This is a genomic window from Pygmaiobacter massiliensis (assembly GCF_900199435.1).
Classification (GTDB): Bacteria; Bacillota; Clostridia; order Oscillospirales; family Ruminococcaceae; genus Pygmaiobacter; species Pygmaiobacter massiliensis.
This window is the reverse complement of the sequence record NZ_OAML01000003.1, coordinates 101,233-118,685: the sequence shown is the minus strand read 5'-3', so window position 1 is coordinate 118,685 and position 17,453 is coordinate 101,233. Positions and strand designations below refer to the sequence as shown.

General features: G+C 49.7%; 20 protein-coding genes and 1 tRNA gene. 7 read left to right on the top strand and 14 right to left on the bottom strand.

Annotated features, from left to right (window positions below):
• Positions 1 to 10 precede the first annotated feature (10 nt).
• Entirely contained in the window at positions 11 to 274 is a 264-nt protein-coding gene (locus C1A11_RS05065; protein WP_102049429.1) for a hypothetical protein, read from the top strand.
• Between the two features lie 37 nt (positions 275 to 311).
• On the opposite strand, the gene C1A11_RS05060 is transcribed toward C1A11_RS05065, so the two are convergent.
• A complete protein-coding gene (locus C1A11_RS05060; protein ID WP_102049428.1) occupies positions 312 to 1,553 on the bottom strand; it encodes a pyridoxamine 5'-phosphate oxidase family protein in 1,242 nt (413 codons plus the stop codon).
• Positions 1,554 to 1,750: 197 nt separating this feature from the next.
• On the opposite strand from C1A11_RS05060, the gene C1A11_RS05055 reads away from it, so the two are divergent.
• Complete coding sequence (locus C1A11_RS05055; protein WP_102049427.1) at positions 1,751 to 2,059, top strand: hypothetical protein; 309 nt, start codon at positions 1,751 to 1,753, stop codon at positions 2,057 to 2,059.
• A gap of 83 nt (positions 2,060 to 2,142) precedes the next feature.
• Here C1A11_RS05055 and C1A11_RS05050 read toward each other — a convergent pair whose 3' ends face one another.
• A complete protein-coding gene (locus C1A11_RS05050; protein ID WP_102049426.1) occupies positions 2,143 to 2,514 on the bottom strand; it encodes a desulfoferrodoxin family protein in 372 nt (123 codons plus the stop codon).
• Positions 2,515 to 2,692: 178 nt separating this feature from the next.
• Between C1A11_RS05050 and C1A11_RS05045 the strand changes: the two genes are divergently transcribed.
• From C1A11_RS05045 to C1A11_RS05035, 3 genes are all read left to right on the top strand, one after another.
• The gene (locus tag C1A11_RS05045) at positions 2,693 to 3,523 is read left to right on the top strand and encodes a CorA family divalent cation transporter (RefSeq protein ID WP_102049424.1); all 831 of its coding nucleotides are present in this window, start codon (positions 2,693 to 2,695) and stop codon (positions 3,521 to 3,523) included.
• A gap of 63 nt (positions 3,524 to 3,586) precedes the next feature.
• Entirely contained in the window at positions 3,587 to 4,435 is an 849-nt protein-coding gene (locus tag C1A11_RS05040; RefSeq protein WP_102050988.1) for a polysaccharide deacetylase family protein, read from the top strand.
• A 49-nt stretch (positions 4,436 to 4,484) separates the two neighbouring features.
• The gene (locus C1A11_RS05035) at positions 4,485 to 5,234 is read left to right on the top strand and encodes an N-acetylmuramoyl-L-alanine amidase family protein (protein WP_180950253.1); all 750 of its coding nucleotides are present in this window, start codon (positions 4,485 to 4,487) and stop codon (positions 5,232 to 5,234) included.
• Positions 5,235 to 5,438: 204 nt separating this feature from the next.
• Here C1A11_RS05035 and C1A11_RS05030 read toward each other — a convergent pair whose 3' ends face one another.
• The 7 genes from C1A11_RS05030 to C1A11_RS05000 form a co-directional block, all read right to left on the bottom strand.
• Positions 5,439 to 6,026, bottom strand: a complete 588-nt coding sequence (locus C1A11_RS05030) for a DUF6143 family protein (RefSeq protein WP_102049420.1) — start codon at positions 6,024 to 6,026, stop codon at positions 5,439 to 5,441.
• A 191-nt stretch (positions 6,027 to 6,217) separates the two neighbouring features.
• Positions 6,218 to 7,420, bottom strand: a complete 1,203-nt coding sequence (locus tag C1A11_RS05025; RefSeq protein WP_102049418.1) for a sodium/glutamate symporter — start codon at positions 7,418 to 7,420, stop codon at positions 6,218 to 6,220.
• Positions 7,421 to 7,866: 446 nt separating this feature from the next.
• Positions 7,867 to 8,253 carry a DUF1048 domain-containing protein gene (locus C1A11_RS05020; RefSeq protein ID WP_242965839.1) on the bottom strand — a complete coding sequence of 129 codons (387 nt, stop codon included), beginning with the start codon at positions 8,251 to 8,253 and terminating at the stop codon, positions 7,867 to 7,869.
• 2 nt (positions 8,254 to 8,255) lie between these two features.
• The gene (locus tag C1A11_RS05015; protein WP_102049416.1) at positions 8,256 to 8,579 is read right to left on the bottom strand and encodes a PadR family transcriptional regulator; all 324 of its coding nucleotides are present in this window, start codon (positions 8,577 to 8,579) and stop codon (positions 8,256 to 8,258) included.
• Between the two features lie 355 nt (positions 8,580 to 8,934).
• A complete protein-coding gene (locus tag C1A11_RS05010; RefSeq protein ID WP_102049414.1) occupies positions 8,935 to 9,696 on the bottom strand; it encodes a GNAT family N-acetyltransferase in 762 nt (253 codons plus the stop codon).
• Positions 9,697 to 9,905: 209 nt separating this feature from the next.
• Entirely contained in the window at positions 9,906 to 10,541 is a 636-nt protein-coding gene (locus C1A11_RS05005; protein WP_102049412.1) for an alpha/beta fold hydrolase, read from the bottom strand.
• Between the two features lie 86 nt (positions 10,542 to 10,627).
• A tRNA-Leu gene (locus tag C1A11_RS05000) sits at positions 10,628 to 10,712 on the bottom strand.
• Between the two features lie 118 nt (positions 10,713 to 10,830).
• On the opposite strand from C1A11_RS05000, the gene C1A11_RS04995 reads away from it, so the two are divergent.
• Positions 10,831 to 11,418, top strand: a complete 588-nt coding sequence (locus tag C1A11_RS04995) for a TetR/AcrR family transcriptional regulator (protein WP_102049410.1) — start codon at positions 10,831 to 10,833, stop codon at positions 11,416 to 11,418.
• A 50-nt stretch (positions 11,419 to 11,468) separates the two neighbouring features.
• Here the strand turns inward: C1A11_RS04995 and mreB are convergent, their stop codons facing one another.
• The 4 genes from mreB to C1A11_RS04975 all read right to left on the bottom strand — a co-directional run bounded on the left by mreB (position 11,469) and on the right by C1A11_RS04975 (position 15,951).
• On the bottom strand, positions 11,469 to 12,494 hold the full coding sequence (mreB, locus tag C1A11_RS04990) for a rod shape-determining protein (RefSeq protein WP_102049409.1): 1,026 nt from the start codon (positions 12,492 to 12,494) through the stop codon (positions 11,469 to 11,471).
• A 14-nt stretch (positions 12,495 to 12,508) separates the two neighbouring features.
• Positions 12,509 to 13,201: a ComF family protein gene (locus C1A11_RS04985; RefSeq protein WP_102049407.1), complete on the bottom strand. Its 693-nt coding sequence runs from the start codon at positions 13,199 to 13,201 to the stop codon at positions 12,509 to 12,511.
• Positions 13,202 to 13,224: 23 nt separating this feature from the next.
• A complete protein-coding gene (recD2, locus tag C1A11_RS04980) occupies positions 13,225 to 15,429 on the bottom strand; it encodes an SF1B family DNA helicase RecD2 (protein ID WP_102049405.1) in 2,205 nt (734 codons plus the stop codon).
• A 189-nt stretch (positions 15,430 to 15,618) separates the two neighbouring features.
• The gene (locus C1A11_RS04975; protein WP_102049404.1) at positions 15,619 to 15,951 is read right to left on the bottom strand and encodes a hypothetical protein; all 333 of its coding nucleotides are present in this window, start codon (positions 15,949 to 15,951) and stop codon (positions 15,619 to 15,621) included.
• 279 nt (positions 15,952 to 16,230) lie between these two features.
• On the opposite strand from C1A11_RS04975, the gene C1A11_RS04970 reads away from it, so the two are divergent.
• The gene (locus C1A11_RS04970) at positions 16,231 to 16,857 is read left to right on the top strand and encodes an epoxyqueuosine reductase QueH (protein ID WP_102050986.1); all 627 of its coding nucleotides are present in this window, start codon (positions 16,231 to 16,233) and stop codon (positions 16,855 to 16,857) included.
• 65 nt (positions 16,858 to 16,922) lie between these two features.
• On the opposite strand, the gene C1A11_RS04965 is transcribed toward C1A11_RS04970, so the two are convergent.
• Entirely contained in the window at positions 16,923 to 17,441 is a 519-nt protein-coding gene (locus C1A11_RS04965) for a helix-turn-helix domain-containing protein (protein ID WP_102049402.1), read from the bottom strand.
• Between the last annotated feature and the right edge of the window lie 12 nt (positions 17,442 to 17,453).

Here is a 17,453-nt window from a genome sequence, read left to right as displayed (position 1 = left end):
AGGAGATCTTATGTCCAGATACACTGTGAAACAGGCCGACGGCAGTTACACCGTCGCCGATACCGCGGAAGCGATTGAACAACTGGGGCGTGTAGAAGACCTTTGCGAACTGCTCGCGCAAGAGCAAGTGCAGGTTGCCAGCCAATTGGAAAAAATGCGGTATGAAAACAAGACCCACTCTGTAAAATTTAAAGAGCTGATTGTCAAAAAACTAAATACCTCAAATATTCTTACGCTGTTTAAAGTGCACGGCATTTACGACGCGGAAGCATAAAAAGTCCCCGGCAGCGTGTTCTGCCGGGGCTTTTTTCTTATTTGAGTTTTTCTACGAGAAAACTGGCTTTCGCGTTCAAGGTATCGGTAGAAGCATTTTTAAGCACAAATGCAAACATCTTATCGGTTACTTCAAAGATGACTCTCGCATCCAGCTGGTACTCGACATCTCCTGCCGGTTTAAAAGCAAGCCGTTCTACCAGGCAGTTCTCATTCAGGCACCACAGCGCAACGCGCAGGCGGTCGCCGTCCTGCTCCGGGTGCTCGGCACCCGCAATGGCGGTAAGCCGATAAATGCCGTTTTTACGGAATTTCAGCGCACCGCTCTTTTCATTGAACGAAGCAACATCACTGGTGCGTACACGGTCAAACTCGCGCAGACGGTCACCTTTTTCTACGGTGCGCATGTTGGTCTGCTCCAAACGCAAGGCAACGGATTCTCGGCGAGCATCTTCGTAGCGCCGCCACAGCCGATCGGCTTTATTCTCGCTGACACAGCGGGTGTAACGCTCCGGACGGGGCTGTTTTGCCGGTACGGGTGCCGGCTCCCGCACAACGTCCCATTCGGGCTGCACGCGCGGCTGTTGTCGCTCGCGGTCATAGCGGACGTCGCGGGAATAACGCAGTTCCTCGCGAGCTTCCTCTGCGCGGTTTTTCGCCGCCGGTTCTTCTCGCGGGGTAGAGGTGCGAGAGTCATAATAGCGAGGCTCCTGACGAGACTCTTGGCGGGGCTTCTCATAGCGGTCACTGCGCCCAGCAGGGCGAGCTTCGGGCCTTGCATAGTCATCGTCTCTGGTAGTCGGGGCGGTGTCGTAACGGGGGGTGCGTTCTCTGCGGGGCAGCGGGGTATCATAGTAGAGCCCATCTTCGCGGGCAGAACTAGACGCGGCGGATCTCGGGGCTGCATCGCAAACCGGCTTTTGATAAATGCGCCCGCTGATTTCTGTCACCGTTACTTCAATATCCATTTTTCTTTGGCAGTGGCAGGATGGCGGGAGCAGTTTTGCCCGACCTTCCGCCAACACGGTGGCGACGCTTCCTTCATCGTCTTCGGTTACCGAAAGCATTACCTGCGGGTTTTCTGCAAGGCAATCTGCTTTTTTGCCCTGGGTACTACTTTGAAGCAAAAATGTGAACTCTCCGTCCTGCCATCTGAATGTAAAGCACATGGGCACCAGATAAGGGGAGGAATTGTTCAAAGTGCTGAGCCAGCAGAACTTGGCTGCATTCAGCGCCGCGATAATTTCCTGGGTTGTCATTTCTCGATAGGTTCTGTTCATAGCAAAGCCATTCCTTTCTCGGAGAGGTATGTTCCTGAGTCAGTATATTCCACTGGGTCGGTTTTTGCGAAAAAAACTCGCATAATTTGTCGGTGTGCGTTATACTAATGAAAAGCCAATCTCGGTAAAAAGGTAAGTTTTGCACCCAATTTCGGGCGGCTTTGCATCATCACCTCACAAAACAGGAGATTTAAAAAATGGCAGATACGTTAGAACTGGCCTTTGAGAAAGAATTGAAACAGCGCATTGAAAAGGCAAACACCGTTTGCGGCAAGCAACCTGACCGCTTTTTAGCACAGGCCGAAAAAAGCGGGACGGTAAACGCAGTACATCAGTTGGTGCGTCGTGGCCAGCTTTCTGAAACCTTTGGCCCGCTGGCAGATTGCGGCCGCCTTGATTTATCGATAGAGGCGGCGGTCACACAAGGACGCTTTGGGGCGCTTTTTTCAGACGATGAAGTAAACGCCTGCTTTGATTTGCTGTGCGAATACGGTTACTTTAAATAAGACGCAGCCTCTGCGGCAGAACTTGCACAAAACAAAAAGCCAGAGCGCCGTGCGCTCTGGCTTTTATTTTATGGATTTGTAGCTTACAGCTCTTTTTTCCACAGGCCGTGGATATTGCAGTAAGCATAAGCAGCGATTGCTTTTTCGCCTGCCAGGTGGAAGGTTACTGCAGGTGCATCGCCGGGTTTAAAGTTGTGACGATAGCTGCCGTTTTCGGTTTCCAGCACAACCCACTCGATATAATGCTCGGGAATCATCGGATGCTCCACTTCACCGATCTTAATAGCGACTTCGTCGCCAGAAACGGTGACAGCAGGGATATGCTTCTCAACGCTTGCATCAACGGTATTAGCGTGCAGCTCAACCATTTTTTCGCCGCAGCATACCGGTACCACACCGGCATCGCGAATCATTTCTACTTCATTGCCACAATGTTTGCAAAGATAAAATTTCATTTTAGTCACCTCATGATTTCGTTTTAATCAGGTTGGTTCCTGTAAGCCTATTATATCACATTTTAGCGACTCGTCTAGTAACCCGGTCACAAAACATTACTTTTTGTCTCTTTATTTCCTCCCAGTATCCCAACCCTTTGGTTATTATAATTTCGTACAGGTAAAGGATGTGTCAGTTATGCGCAAAATATATGCCCAAAAAGAAATCTCAGCGCTGCGCCCCGTTTTGGGAGATGACCTTTTTGGGCGCATTTACGCCAGCCCTCATCTTTTTGTCTCGGTGGGCAATGACGGCTGCTTCTTTTCGTTTTTGTTCTGCGACATTCGGCAACCGCAGCTGCCGGGCATGCGTATGTCGGCCTATTGTAGCCGGGAAGCGCTGCTTTTCGTCAGTGACAGCGCGCTTTGCAGAGAAGAACTCGCAAAAATCAGCGAAGATCAGTTACCATGCAAACAAATTCTGGATCTTTTTCTTGCATTGAGCGGCTCGGATGTAGATTTTCTCGAGCACCTGGAAGATGATATTACTGCGCTGGAGGACGAAATGCTGCTGAGCAAGCGGCCGTTGCGTGGTGCGGAGGGGCGCATTATTCGTATGCGCCGGCTGCTGCTGCGCTTCAAACGCTATTACGAGCAATTTTCTCTGATTACAAGCGGCTTTGCCGAAAATGAAAACAGCCTGCTCGATGATGCATTGCAAAAGCGGTTTAGCTCGCTGGATCGGCGGCTGGATCATCTGCTCAATTCGGTGCTTCATCTGCGTGAATATATCACCCAGGTGCGCGAAGCATATCAAGCGCAGATTGATATTGAGCAAAATCAGATTATGAAAATTTTCACTGTGCTGACGGCGGTATTTTTGCCCCCCACCCTGATTGCCGGGTGGTACGGCATGAACTTTTCACTGCCGGAGTACGGTTGGTCGTTTGGGTACGGCTACGTGGCATTGCTTACTTTGGCAGTTTGCCTATGCTCGGTGCTTTGGTTTAAACATAAACACTGGTTTTAGCTGTTTATTCATTTTTCCATGCATCTCAACATAAACTCTTTTTGGAAGAGTTAGGTGATGAAAATGTTTTGGTGCATTACAAAAAAACAAACGCGCCGTTTGTTCGCCGGGCTTGCCGGGGCGGTAGCGCTCGCCATTGTGCTGCCCGTTGCGCTGCAAGAGCCACAGGCAGTCGCGGTAAGCCGACAGGAGTGGGGCCTATCGTTCCAAGAAGGCAACGCTGAACCCACGCCCAACCGTTCCGCCGAGGAGCTGCGCCCTTACAATGCGTTTTACCGCGGTGATACCAGCAAAAAGCGACTGTACCTTACTTTTGATGCCGGATATGAAAATGGAAACACTGCGCCGATTTTGGATGCTTTGAAAAAGCACAATGCTCAGGGTGCGTTTTTTGTGGTGGCCAGCTATATCAAAGAAAACCCTGAGCTGATTGCGCGCATGGTGGCCGAAGGTCACATCGTTGGCAACCACAGCTACCATCATCCCGATATGAGCCAAAAAAATAAAGAAGGATTCGTAAAAGAACTAACCGATCTCGAAGCCGTTTTTACAGAGGCCACCGGCCAGCAGATGCAAAAATTCTACCGTCCGCCGATGGGGAAATTCAGTGAAGAAAACTTGACCTGGGCCAATGAACTGGGTTACCGCACCATCTTATGGAGCCTTGCCTATGTAGACTGGAACACTGATAACCAGCCCTCTGCAGAAAAGGCATTCAGCAAGCTGCTGCCGCGCACCCACGACGGGGCCATCGTGCTGCTGCACTCTACCAGTGCCACCAACGCACAGATACTGGATGAACTGCTGACAAAATGGGAGGAGATGGGTTACACCTTTGGCAGCCTTACGGAATTGGGGCAAGCGGCCCCGGCAGAAAATGCGGCGGCGAATCAAACTACACCCGCCGCGTAGGCGCAGCACAAGGGTTGCGGCCTGGCTCGCCTCAGAAGGGCTTTTGCTTTTGCTTTGCATTGCACTGGCAGGCACGGCGGCAGAATTGCTTTATGTTCGCTTTGCGAGCGCTTCACCCGGCAGCACACCGCTGCCCGAACCACCTTACCCATTGCAAACTGCCCCGCCTTATACCATTGCGCTCGACGCCGGCCACGGCGGTATGGATACTGGTGCACAGTCGCTTATTGATGAGGTGATTGTTTGCGACAAAACTGTGGCGGCACTTTATACGCTGCTTTCTACGGACCCCACCTTTACCCCGATACTTACCCGTACCCCAGAGGAAGATCCGCCCATCAAAGACCGGGCTGAAACCGCTACGCTGGCACAAGCCTCTTTGCTCATCAGCGTCCACGCCAACCAGGACGGCAGTCGGCAATCTCATGGGTTCGAATGCTTCCCCACTCCTCCCGGCCGTTTATATTCTGCCGAGTCGCTGCATTTTGCGCAGTGCATCGTCAACAATATGGCATCCGCAGGGCATCGCCTGCGCGGAGAAACCGGTATTCGGTTTGCCTACTATAACGGCAAAAGCAAAAAAATCGTCGACAGCACTGACACCAAGGTGCGCAGCCAAAAGAGCTTCGGCATTGTAGAAAAGGTCGGCTGCCCGGCTGTGCTGGTAGAGCAATGCTTCATCACCAATTACAGCGACGTGGAGAACTGGGCTTCCGACGAAGGCTGTGCCCGTGCAGCGCGGATTTATTATGAAGCGATATGCACTTATTTTGGCACTACACCGCTGCCGAAAACTTAATTGCCAAAATCAACAGACGCGAGAGGGTGCTCTTGCGTCTGTTCTTTTTATTCGGTTTCATACTAAGCTCCTGCGTACCGTTTCAGCTTGTCCTGTTTCATTATTTTTCTTTTACAATAACACGCCTGCGGAAGAGCTGCCGCAGGCGTGTTATTTATAAAGGTACATCAATATTATTTTTTGCTGAGCTTTTGGTGCCAAGTATTAATAGTTACAACGGTCACGCGAAACTTTTTCTTCCCACCAGCCAAACGCGACGCGGCCAGAGGTGAAAACACCGGGGCTTTCCGGATTGGATAAAAAGATGAGAAGCGAGCCGCCGGGAGGAAAAATCAGCTTGCCGTTTTCAGATTCTACCAAGGTAGTTTCAGGTTGCCCACGCCGCACAAATGCCATGGTGCCACCAATGGGGTTGCCGGTTACCTCTCTGGCAAGCTGTAGCTGTACATGGGGCTGCGGTACGGGGTAGATTGCTGTGTTGGAGGGCGTCACAAATTCAGAGTCTTCCGGCGTACCCGGTGCTGAAGCATTAAACCAAAACTGCGCCCGAAAGTTGGAGTCCGAAATGTCAGTCACGGTCCAAACGTTCACAAAAAGATTCACGCCCGAATCGGGCGGATTGTAAAGCTGTGCCCACGCAGAAGTCGCTTCTCCACCTATCTCGTTGCCAAAGGTCAGATTGTCTGCGTAGCCCATAAAATAGCGCCCTTTGACCGATTCATACAGCTCCATCGGAACAATGACTTCTTTGGGCAAGCAGCAAAATCCCCGATCAAAATTTTCGTAATGCATATAATTCCCTTCTTTATGCTATAAAGAGTGCCGCCGTTGTGCTGCGGTCTGGTTCATGTTATTCCGCCCTGTTCCCTTTTGCTATTTGGCCGCTAGCAGTGGATACGCGCCTTGCGACAGTTTGGCCAGACACGAAAAAGAAAAAGCCTCGGGTAAACCGAAGCTTTTTCTTTTAAGGATATATTTCGCAGTTATAGCATTGCCACAAACGGTGCCGCAACTGTGCAGAAAATCGGGTTGAAGATATCCAGCACAATCAACGCAAACGGTGTAAACACAATCCATGCAACGTTGGCGGGGCCATACTCGGCGATAACCGCACGCATGTTTGCCATTGCGTTCGGGCCAGAGCCAAGGCCGATGCCGACATGTGCCGCAGCCATAACAGCAGCGTTGTAGTCGCGCCCGCAGAGCATAAAGGTAGCCAGCCAGACCCACAGGAACATGAGAATGATCTGTGCTGCGAGGATGATGATAAAGGCACCGGCGACAGACGCAAGCTTTGTTACGTCGATGGTCATCATGGTCATCGCAATAAAGAGGTCAAGTGTAACCGAGTTGATGGTGTCTACTTCTGCTTCATTGATTTCGTAGGTGGTATGGTCGAGGATATTGCGGATAATAACGCCGCCGAGCATACAGCCAACAAAATACGGGAACTCGATAGCGGGAATTTTGCCCGCGAGAATTGCTATGTAAGAGCCAAGGCCGGCAGAGATAACCACGAGGCAGACACTGCCCATCATGCTTTTGGCGTTGAGCGGAACAATTTCATTTTCGCTGCTCTTGCTCATATCCACTTCGTTTTTATTCGCAGTAAGACGATATTTGCGAATGAGGAAACGAGATGCCGGGCCACCAATGAGGCTGGCGAAGATCATGCCGAAGGTAGCGCCCATAACGCTGATAACGGTAGCGTTTGCAGCGCCCATCTGCTCATACAGCGGAGCAATTGCACCAGAGGTGCCAACGCCGCCCATCAAAGAAAGCGAGCCGAGGCCAAGACCCAGCAGCGGGTGCAGGCCAAGCAGCTTTGCCAGACCAACGCCCAGCACGTCCTGCGCAAGAATTGAACCGAGTGTCGTTATCATAATGCCAATCAGCAGCTTGCCACCGGCATTTTTTATCAGCCTTGCCGATGCCGTAAGGCCAATGGCGGTGAAAAAGATGTCCATGAAGAACTCTTTTAGAATTTTTACATCAAAAGCAATTGAAACAATACCGGCATTTCTGAGTACCGAAAGCAAAATGCTGATAATCAGCCCGCAAACGATAACCCCGGGGATGCAATAGGTTTGCAAAAATTTGACCCGCTTGACCAACCAACGGCCAAGCAGAACTACGCCCGCCGCAATGGCGCAGCTTTGCATTACGTCAAAAGAAATCTCTAACATACAATCACTCCTTGGTTTAAAACCTTTCCTCAAAACATAAAACACGCTGGTAAAAAGCTTTCAGCTTGCACCCCCATTCGTTTGTGTACCGGGAACCTGTGTTATGGTGATTTCAGTATAATCAATCAGTTTAGAAAGTACAGCTTTAGTAACTAATTAGCGCGTTATGTAACTAAAGTAACAAAACTGCCAAATTATCTTTTGAATATTCGCACAATTTTAAGCACATTGCATTGTACGAGGTTTCCAAAGGCGTTGAATTGCAATCCTTTTTGTTGCTAATTTGGTCGTTTTGTCATGGTTTTCCAAGGTCTTAGCACAAACAAAAAGGCACACGCCTATAAAAAGCATGTGCCTTTTCTGATTCATTTTGTAGCCTAATCGTATGTGCGCAGCAAAGCATTCCCCGCCTCTTTTGCCTGCCTGTAAAAATGCTGCCAGCTCTTTTATTTGCCCTCCAGTTTTTTCTGCACCTCACGGTTTAGCTTGTCGCGCCGCTTTTCGGTGTAGGTTGTGGCATTGCGCAAAAGTTCATCGCAAAACGAAGCAACATCGTCGCCAGTCACCTCAAGTGCGGTTTTCCTTTCCGCTGCGCCTGTTTCAAACAATTCCAACAGCCCCTCTTGTAATGCCACCATATCATAGCCGCTTCCACCACCGGCGTAGCTCCACATATATTCGCACATTTTTTCATATACGAAATTGAAATCTTCGGGCAAAGCTTTGATTCTCGCTAACTGTGCCTTGTATTCTGCCTTGTCTTTTTTGATATTTTTAAGAGAATCAATTCCCTCTGCCATAATATCCATGGTTTTCTTCATCAGTTTCGCCATTCTTATGCCTCCTGCTTTAGGTGGTTTATTGTATCAGATAAAAAGTCCCATCTTTCCCAAAAGTGTTCCAGTTCCTTTCGGCCCGCTTGGTTAAGGGTATAAAATTTGCGTGGCGGCCCCATGTCTGACGGTTTTTTTTCGATATTCAGGAGCTGGCTTTTTTCAAGCCGAACCAAGATGGTATAAACCGTGCCTTCTGCAACATCGGTAAATCCGAGAGTGTTTAAAGCTTTCGTAATTTCGTAACCATAGGTTTCTCTCCGGCCGATAATTTCCAGCACACAGCCTTCTAAGATTCCTTTTAGCATTTCGGTTATGTTATCCAAAATTCCCGCTCCTTTCGTGTTGAGCAAAGCAGTACATCGTAATACTTACTACCTGTATATAGTATAACTAAGTAGTGCTGTCTGTCAATAGAAAAAATAGGAAAGTAAAAAGCCATAGACGAGTAATCTTCTCTTCCATGGCTTTTGTAGTAATTGCTTTTTGCTGGGATATGTCGTTAACGATTTGCTATTTCAGGTCTTCCAATTTACGCTTGGCTTTTTTCAAAATCTTATGCCCGGCGCTGTTGATGTGTTTTCGTTCTATATGCCAAAACAAGTCTGGGCAAAAGAAAAATGTCAGGCATCTCACAAACTTTTGATGCCTGGCATTTTTTGATACACGCTCTCGCGGATTTTACTTTTTGAGTATTCTCTTTAAGTTATTCGGGTCGAGCAATAAATTTACGGTTTCAAATTTCCTTTTATAAAAAACGGCCCAGTTATTAAAAACGCAAGGCAATTCTTTTGCTTTTTGCAACGTATCTACTGGGACCAAAGAAAGAGGCACACTGTTAACTTCACAATACTGTTTCAGCATTTCGATGTTTTGAAGAATGTAAGGGCACTGCATGTCGTAGTAAATCGTCAGCTCGTTGTTTTCAATGGTTTCGACTTTTGCATTTGGCGCAAAACTGGGCATGGTGCCATCAAAGGAAAGAGCCAGCAGCTCATAGCCATTCGGGGTCGCATCCACAACTTCGAAACCAAACTTTTTTGCAAAGGATTGATCGGTAAGCCAGGCTTTTTGCTTTTTTGCGCCGAGCATACAAATGCCGGACTTCCCCTTTGCTTTGGCGTCCGCCACGCAATACTGCAGCATTGCTTTGCCATAGCCTTTGCCTTTATAGCTGCCAGCAGCCCATAGGCAATAAATATAATAGTAGTTATCGCCCGTGATGGGCACCCACGCAGTTTCGAGCGGTGCATATTCAATAAAAACCGCGGCCTTGGCGTCGAGTTTTCTAAAAACATGTCCCTCTTTTAGACGATCCGAAAGCCATTGCCGCTTTGCCTCTACGCCGGGGTGCAGCTTTTTGCTGCGGATAATGCAGCACAAATGCTCGCTGGCAAGATTCTCGGGTGTCAGGTTTACAAAATTAGGATTGAAATCTTCCATTCGGCTACCTCACAAGCATTTTCACTTAAAATTCAGTTGATTTGCCAGCAGAATATAGAAACGATTGATTAGCTTTATTTTATCACACAAAATGAAAAAAGCCATATGTGAGAAAATCGGCTTTTTGATACAGCTGGCTCGGTGCAAAAACTGTTTGGGTCGCCTTAAATCTTTATCGGCAAGGTTTACGTTTTTACTTTAGGAAGCGCTTATCCTATAGTCGATTCGATTTTATCATAAAATTTTTTTAGTTCTTTTAGCAGCGCTTTTGGATTATCCACATTAACTTCGTGCTTTGCGTTTTGGATAAACACCAGCTCGGAGGTACTCAGCTTTTGGGCTAACTGAATTGCCGCTTTTTTGTTTGCATGGTCTTTCGTGCCACAAACTATAAGAGATTTACACATAATATCAGACAAGTGACTGGTAAAATCCAAATCTGCCATGGAGCTGGTTAAACTTATAAAATCATTTTTTGTAAAACCCATATCAGCAAAAAGAGAATTTGGCATAAACCGAAATATTACGTTTTGCAGTTTCAGTAAAATTTTAGGCATTTTATACTGTGTCCCTATTAATGCCAACGAGTTCACTTTATCGGGAAAATCCATTGCGTAGTTTAAAGCAAGAATCCCCCCTAGGGAAAGCCCGCACAAATTCAGAGGCTTCGAAAAGCTGTTGCAATACGCTCGAAAGGCATCATACAGCTTTTCATAGGTTACCTCTTGCTGCTTTAATAATGCTTGCAGATTGGGGCAGTGTGCCTGTTTATTTGCAAAATCCCCAACCACGCTGTCCCAGCTTTTTGCCGTCTGACCCAATCCATGGACGAAAATATATTGCAATGTTCCAACTCCTGTTACATAAATGATTTTGCATATATCATATCATGACAATAAAAAATCGCCAATCTTTCGATTGACGATTTTTTTGGTGCGGATGACAGGACTTGAACCTGCAAGCCTCGCGGCATTAGAGCCTAAATCTAACGTGTCTGCCAATTCCACCACATCCGCATACGACCTATATTTTATCAGTTTTATACCCTGTTTGTCAACTAAACTTTGTTTGACGTAGCCGCTTTTTTTCGCTATACTGTTAACACATCTAATTTTGCCGAAAGGGGCGTTTTGTATGGCGGCACCGCGCAACGCGAACATTAAACAAACCATTTTGGCAACCGCACTGCAGTTGCTGCAAACCACCTCATTTGCCGATATTTCCCTTGCGCAAATCGCGCAGGCTGCCGGCATCAGCAAGGGAACGCTTTATTATTATTACAACAGCAAAGACGATATTCTTTGCGACATTACCGAAAGTTACCTTACCCACCTTGCAGGCGACCTGTTGAGCTGGGTGGATAATAAAGAAAAAGACACCCGGCCCGAGCGTCTTTTCAACTATGTATTGCGCCGCGGCGCGGCCTCTACGTTTGGCAATCTGCGGCTTTATCTCATCGGTGCGGCCGTTTCTGGTGATACTTTGGTGCGTGACCGATTTGTAGAACGATACGATTATTTTCAGACCACACTGACTGCTAAAATTGCAGAGCGCCTGCCCAATGCGGACAGCAATTATTTGGCCTGGCTGCTGCTGACAACAATGGATGGCATGCTGGTACAGGTGCAGCTTCGCTCTCCCGGGTTTGACTTTGATTCTTTTGTAAATAAAACAGTACAGATGCTGCAACAGACCGTTGCACTGATGGTACCGCAAAAATAAAGGACAGCAACCGGCGTTTTGCCGTGCTGTCCTTTTGTTTTTTCTGTTATTCAGCGTTTGCCGATGCCAGGGGTTGCATCTTTAAAACCAGATTCCAGCTGGCCGAGCATACCGATGCTTTTACCGGTACCAATGGCTACACAGTTAATCGGGTCATCTGCAACGCGCGCACCTACCTTGAGCGCTTTGGCAAGGTATACGTCAAGTCCGCGCAGCATCGAGCCGCCACCCGTCAGCAGCAGGCCCTGCTCGAAAATATCGCCTGCAAGCTCGGGCGGGGTTTTTTCCAGCACCTGATGCACAGCTTTCCCCAATTGCTCAATACAAAGGGTAATCGGCTCATACAGGTCTTCGGTCGTAACGGTTTGCCGGCGGGGCAAGCCGGTTTCTACACAGCGGCCTTTGACCTCTGCCGTTTCGGAAAAGCCGATTTCCGGGGTAGCGCACCCAATCTGTCGTTTGAGCTGCTCTGCGGATTTTTCGCCAATGACAAGGCCAAACTTTTGCCGGATGCAGCGTACAATTTCACGGTCCAGCGCATTGCCTGCAATTTTCACCGAGGTTGATTTGACCTTACCGCCCAACGAGATTACCGCAATGTCGGTGGTGCCGCCGCCAATATCGACGACGATATTGCCGCGCGGGCGCATAATATCAAGACCCGAGCCAATCGCTGCTGCGATGGGTTCGTCAATCAGAAAAATCTGACGGGCACCGGCAGCAAGCACCGCCTCTACCGCGGCATCGCTTTCAATACCGGTAAGCACCGCGGGCACGCAAACTGCCACGCGCGGCTTTACGATTTGAGAATCGCACACTTTGGTGATAAAGCGCTTAATCAACTCTTTGGTAAGCATATAATCCGAAATAACGCCGTCTTTGAGCGGGCGTACAGCCGAAATGTGTGCCGGGGTGCGGCCAATCATGCGATAGGCTTCCTCCCCCACGGCCAGAACGCGGTCTGTTTTGGTATCCACCGCAACCACGGTGGGCTCGTTAAGAACAATGCCTTTTCCCTCGATATAAACAATCACACTTGTGGTACCCAAGTCGATACCGATATCATTCTGAGCCAAAATACTTCTTCCTTTCAGTCGGCCGCGCCGGCTTTTTCCTTTACAGTGTAGGCAAAACAAAGGGTATCTACCGCTTTTGCGCCTGCAAGCTCCAGCATTTTTGCACATTCTGCGAGCGTCGCGCCGGTTGTTACGATATCATCGATGAGAAGTACCCGTTTGCCGGCGACCCTCTCTGGGCGTTTGACGCGGAACGCACCCAGTAGGTTTGCTGCGCGGCCCTCCCGCGGCAGGTCATGCTGATACCTGGTTTCGCATTCTTTTACAAGTATATCATTCTCAACCGGGATTGCAAGTATTGCACCCACGGTTTTTGCAAGCAGTGCGGGCACGTTATAACCGCGCCTTGCAAGGCTTTTACGGGATGTCGGCACCGGTACAATTACATCGAACCGCACACCGGGAAACTGCTCTTTTGCGCACTGCGCCATCTCGTTTGCCACCAGTGGCGCAAGGCTGCGCATCCCTTGGAATTTCAGCCGCTGCATCACCCGTTTGGCCACGCCTTCATACCGGCAGCAAGCGGCAAGCGAATCAATGGCACGGCAGCCTGCTTGGCGTGAAAGCAACGCGCTTTCCTCTTCGGTTAAATGGGGCAGCACTTCAACACAGCGCTCGCAGGGGCCGGAAAAGCCGATGACCCGGCCACACCACGGGCAGCGCTGCGGAAACAGCAGATTGCCCACCATCCAGTAAATTCTGTGCATCTACTCCGCCCCTTTCGCTCCGGTCAGCATACGGAATCATCTGCAAGCAATGCGGCAAGGCAGGAGTACCGCAGCATTCTGCGGTCGTTTTCTACCATGCCGCCAAAGGTGGACTTGCTGCCGCAAACCACCAAAAGCTGTTTTGCACGGGTCACGCCGGTATAGATGAGATTGCGGTAGCAAAGCCGTGTGGGGGTATCCCCCGCTGTTGGCAGCACCACCGCCGCAAACTCGCTACCCTGGCTTTTATGAATCGTGACCGCATATGCAATCTCAAGTTCTCGCAGCGCATCGCCGCTGTAAACATAGGTTTTATCATCAATCCGCACCGTCAATGTCTGGGCACGCGGATCTGCCTTTAAAATAATGCCGAGGTCACCGTTAAAGGCACCGGTATTATTCTCGCCGTCGTCCCGGCGGTAAACAATATCGTAATTATTGCGCACCTGCATCACTTTATCGCCTACCCGGTAGGTAACCCCCATATAAACGAGCTGGCCCTTGCCCGGTTCTGCTGGGTTTAAAATCTCCTGCAACCGCGCATTCAGCGTCTGGGTTCCGCATTGACCCATCTTGCTGGGGCAAAGCACCTGGATATCCCGCACGGGGTCCAGCCCGTACGCTTTGGGCAGACGCTGTGCCACAAGGCTGCACACCAAATCTGCCGCAGCAGCATTGCCCGCTTCTAAAAAGAAGAAATCCCCTTCTTTTTCATTGCCTTCCGGCAGTTTGCCCTCTACAATGCCATGCGCGGTGCGGATGATGCGGCTTTCTGCTGCCTGCCGGAAAATATCCCGCAGGGAAACCGTGGGCACCACCCCGGAATCAATAATGTCGCGCAGCACGTTGCCCGCACCCACACTGGGCAGCTGGTCGCTGTCGCCCACAAGGATAATTTTGCACTGAGGGCGCAGCGCGCGCAGCAAACTTTCAAACAGCGGCAAATCCACCATGCTCATCTCGTCGATGATTACAACATCGCACTTGAGCGGGTTTTGCTCGTGGTGGACGAAGCGCAGCCGTTCGCCGCTGCCGTATTCCACTTCAAGCAGCCGATGGATTGTTTTAGCGTCGCGCGCACAAAGTTCACTCATCCGCTTTGCCGCACGCCCGGTCGGGGCCGCCAAAGCCACCCGGTCGCCCTGCTGTTCAAACAATGCAATCATTGCATTAATTGTCGTGGTTTTACCCGTACCGGGGCCGCCGGTAAGCACCATGCAATTTTCGGTAAGTGCCGTTTCAATTGCCTTGCGCTGCAGCGGCGCATATTTCAGCCCGCCGGCAAACTCGAGTAGTCCAATGGCTTTGTCCGGATTCTGCATTTTTTCCAGCGGCATTGCCAGCAGACTTTTTAGATGCGTAGCCACCAGCATTTCACCCCGGAAATATTCCGGCAGATATAGATATTCCTTACCGCCACACTCGTGCGCAACCAGCTCGCCTTCTGACACGGCAATATCAACAACCTCTTCAATCACAATCTGCTCTACGTCGATAAACTTTGCCACCGTAGCCAGCAGTTTATGGGTCGGCAGGCAGCAATGCCCGTTATTCAAGTTGTGCCGCAGAACATAGGCAACACCGGCGCGCACCCGCTGCCCGTTTTCTTTTTCAAAATTCAGCCCGGAAGCAATCGCGTCAGCCTCGCGAAACGGAATCCAAACCGGATCTCCGCAAAGCAGATAGGGGTTTTCGTTCACCATATCCAGCACACTTGGGCCATAATGCTTATACAGCGCAATCGCCTGCTGGGCCGTCACCCCTACCCGCGCAAGGCTGGCAATGGCCTCCCGCACACCAAACACACGGCGGAACTCGTTAGAAGCCGCAATCGCTTTTGCCGTTGTCATGCCCTTTACCTTGGCGAGTGCGTTGGGGTTGTTTTCGATGACAAGCAAGGTATCCTCGCCAAACGTTTCTACAATGCGCCGCGCCGTTACCGGGCCAATGCCGGGCAGCGGGCCGCTGGCGAGGTAACGCAGCACGGCGGCTTCGCCCTGTGGCAGGCGGCAGGCAAACTGCCGGACTTTAAGCTGAAGGCCAAAGGTAGGATGGGTGATATATTCCCCCGCAAGCTCTACCTCTTCGCCCTCAGCTACGCCCGGCATTTCACCCACCGCTGTCACAAGCTCGCCAGCAGCGTCAATTTCTACCACAGCAAAACTGGTCTCGCTGTTTGAAAATACAACGTGTTCTACTGTTCCGGTCAGCGTTTCCGTTTTGCTCACTTCCTTTTTTCATATCTTTTCATGTATCGTGTTCCCGTGCCTCTTTGCCTTTGCAAATCTTTTACCGTTAAGCAAACCAACTGCCGCGTTTTATAAAGGCAAAAGGTTTGTAACGGGTGCTAGAAAGATTGCAAGCAAAGGTGCGCTTACAGCACCTGCTGTAAAAAGGGCGATGTTTCTCTTACTTTATTATAAGTCATCCACAGCCCCGTGTAAATGGAGCCACTCGCCGGTCGCATCGCCCAGTGTTTCTTTTTCGGCAAAGGTAATCGAATCGAACCCGCAGCCGTGCACCGGCAGCGCGCCATCCTTTTCGTTGACAGCGAGGATCTCACATTGCGGCAGGATGCCCCGCAAGGCAAGCGCCAGCTCCACCACATCGCTCACATCTGTGTTTTGTGGTAACACAAGCAACGCCGAAGCGTTGTAAGGCTTATCGCCGCCGCCTGCAAGCATATCTGCCACAAAGTATGCGCCAATTACCGCAAAACCTGTAATCAAAATTACCAGCACTGTGTTCATCTATTTTTCCCGCCTTTCGTTGTGAACTGCCCTATGCTATGCGTTTTGAGCTGTTTTGGTACCCAAAAGGCAGTTTTTTTCACAAAATGGCTGGTTTTTGCAGATGAGCTTTTGCCCAAATGATGTTGCTTTTAACGCAGATGTGGTATAATAGCCGCGGGTTAGCGGTGAGGTTTTTATACTGATTACCAGCCCGCAAAACTACTGTTTATTTTAAAGGCGAGGCGCGCTTTCGCCCGTTTCGTTTGTTACCCCGATAGAAAGTGAAGTCGTTTGATTATGGTCAACTATCAAAAAGAACTGGAAAAACTAATTGCGGCACTGCCTGAGAACACAGCGCCCCCTACGCTTTTGCTGCACAGCTGCTGCGCCCCCTGCTCTAGCTATGTGCTGGAGTATCTTTCTAACCATTTTGCCATTACGGTGGATTACTATAACCCCAATATTTCGCCAGAGACCGAATACCGCTTGCGTGCGGAAGAGCAAAAGCGGCTGATTGAGGCAATGCCTACTCGCTTTCCCGTTCATTTCACCGAAGGGGCCTACGAGCCACAGGTGTTTTATAACGCTGTAAAAGGGCTGGAAAGTTGCCCCGAAGGTGGCGAGCGCTGCTTTGTCTGCTACGAGTTGCGTTTGCGCGAGGCAGCCCTGCGCGCCAAAGAGGGTGGGTATGACTATTTCACTACTACGCTGTCGATTAGCCCGTTGAAAAACGCGGCAAAGCTGGCAGAACTGGGTCAGGCCATCGGCAACGAAATCGGCGTTGCCTACCTGCCGTCTGACTTTAAAAAGAAAGAGGGCTATAAACGCAGTATTGCCCTTTCGCATGAATATGGTCTTTATCGGCAAGATTTTTGCGGATGCGTTTTCAGCAAACAGGAGGCGGAACGCCGCAACTTGGAATAGGCTTTATAAAAATCAAAAAGAGCAGCGCCAAGGCAACCGGCACTGCTCTTTTTATTTTATCAATCTTAATTTTGCTGATTGCGCAAGCCTTGCACCAAAAAGCACACCCCTACCAGAATAATAAGCCCCGTGCAGCTGAACACCAGCGGCATGGGCTGCATACCTGCGTATTGAATGAACTCAACATAAAAGCCCTGCCCGTTGACATGGCTTTTTTGTATCATACCAAAGACGGGCAGAAACATCAGCTCTAACACCAGCATCACAAGCCCTAAGATTATCGTTTTAAAGCCCATGGCCCGCTGCCGGTTTGCGGCGTTGCTTGCTGCTATTTTTTCCAGCCTGCCCTCACCTATTTGCCCCGGCGCGTCGGTTTCGCATTTGCTACAGCTGTTTTTGAGCAATTCGTCGGTAGATATGGAAAACAACTCGCTGAGCAGCACAATTTTACTGGTTTCGGGAATCGCATCGTCCAGCTCCCATTTAGAAACAGACTGACGTGAAACACCGAGCTGTTCTGCCAGTTGTTCTTGCGAGATGCCGGTGGCTTTTCGCAGCTGTTGTATTTTTTCTCCTAAAGTCATGGACTTCACCTC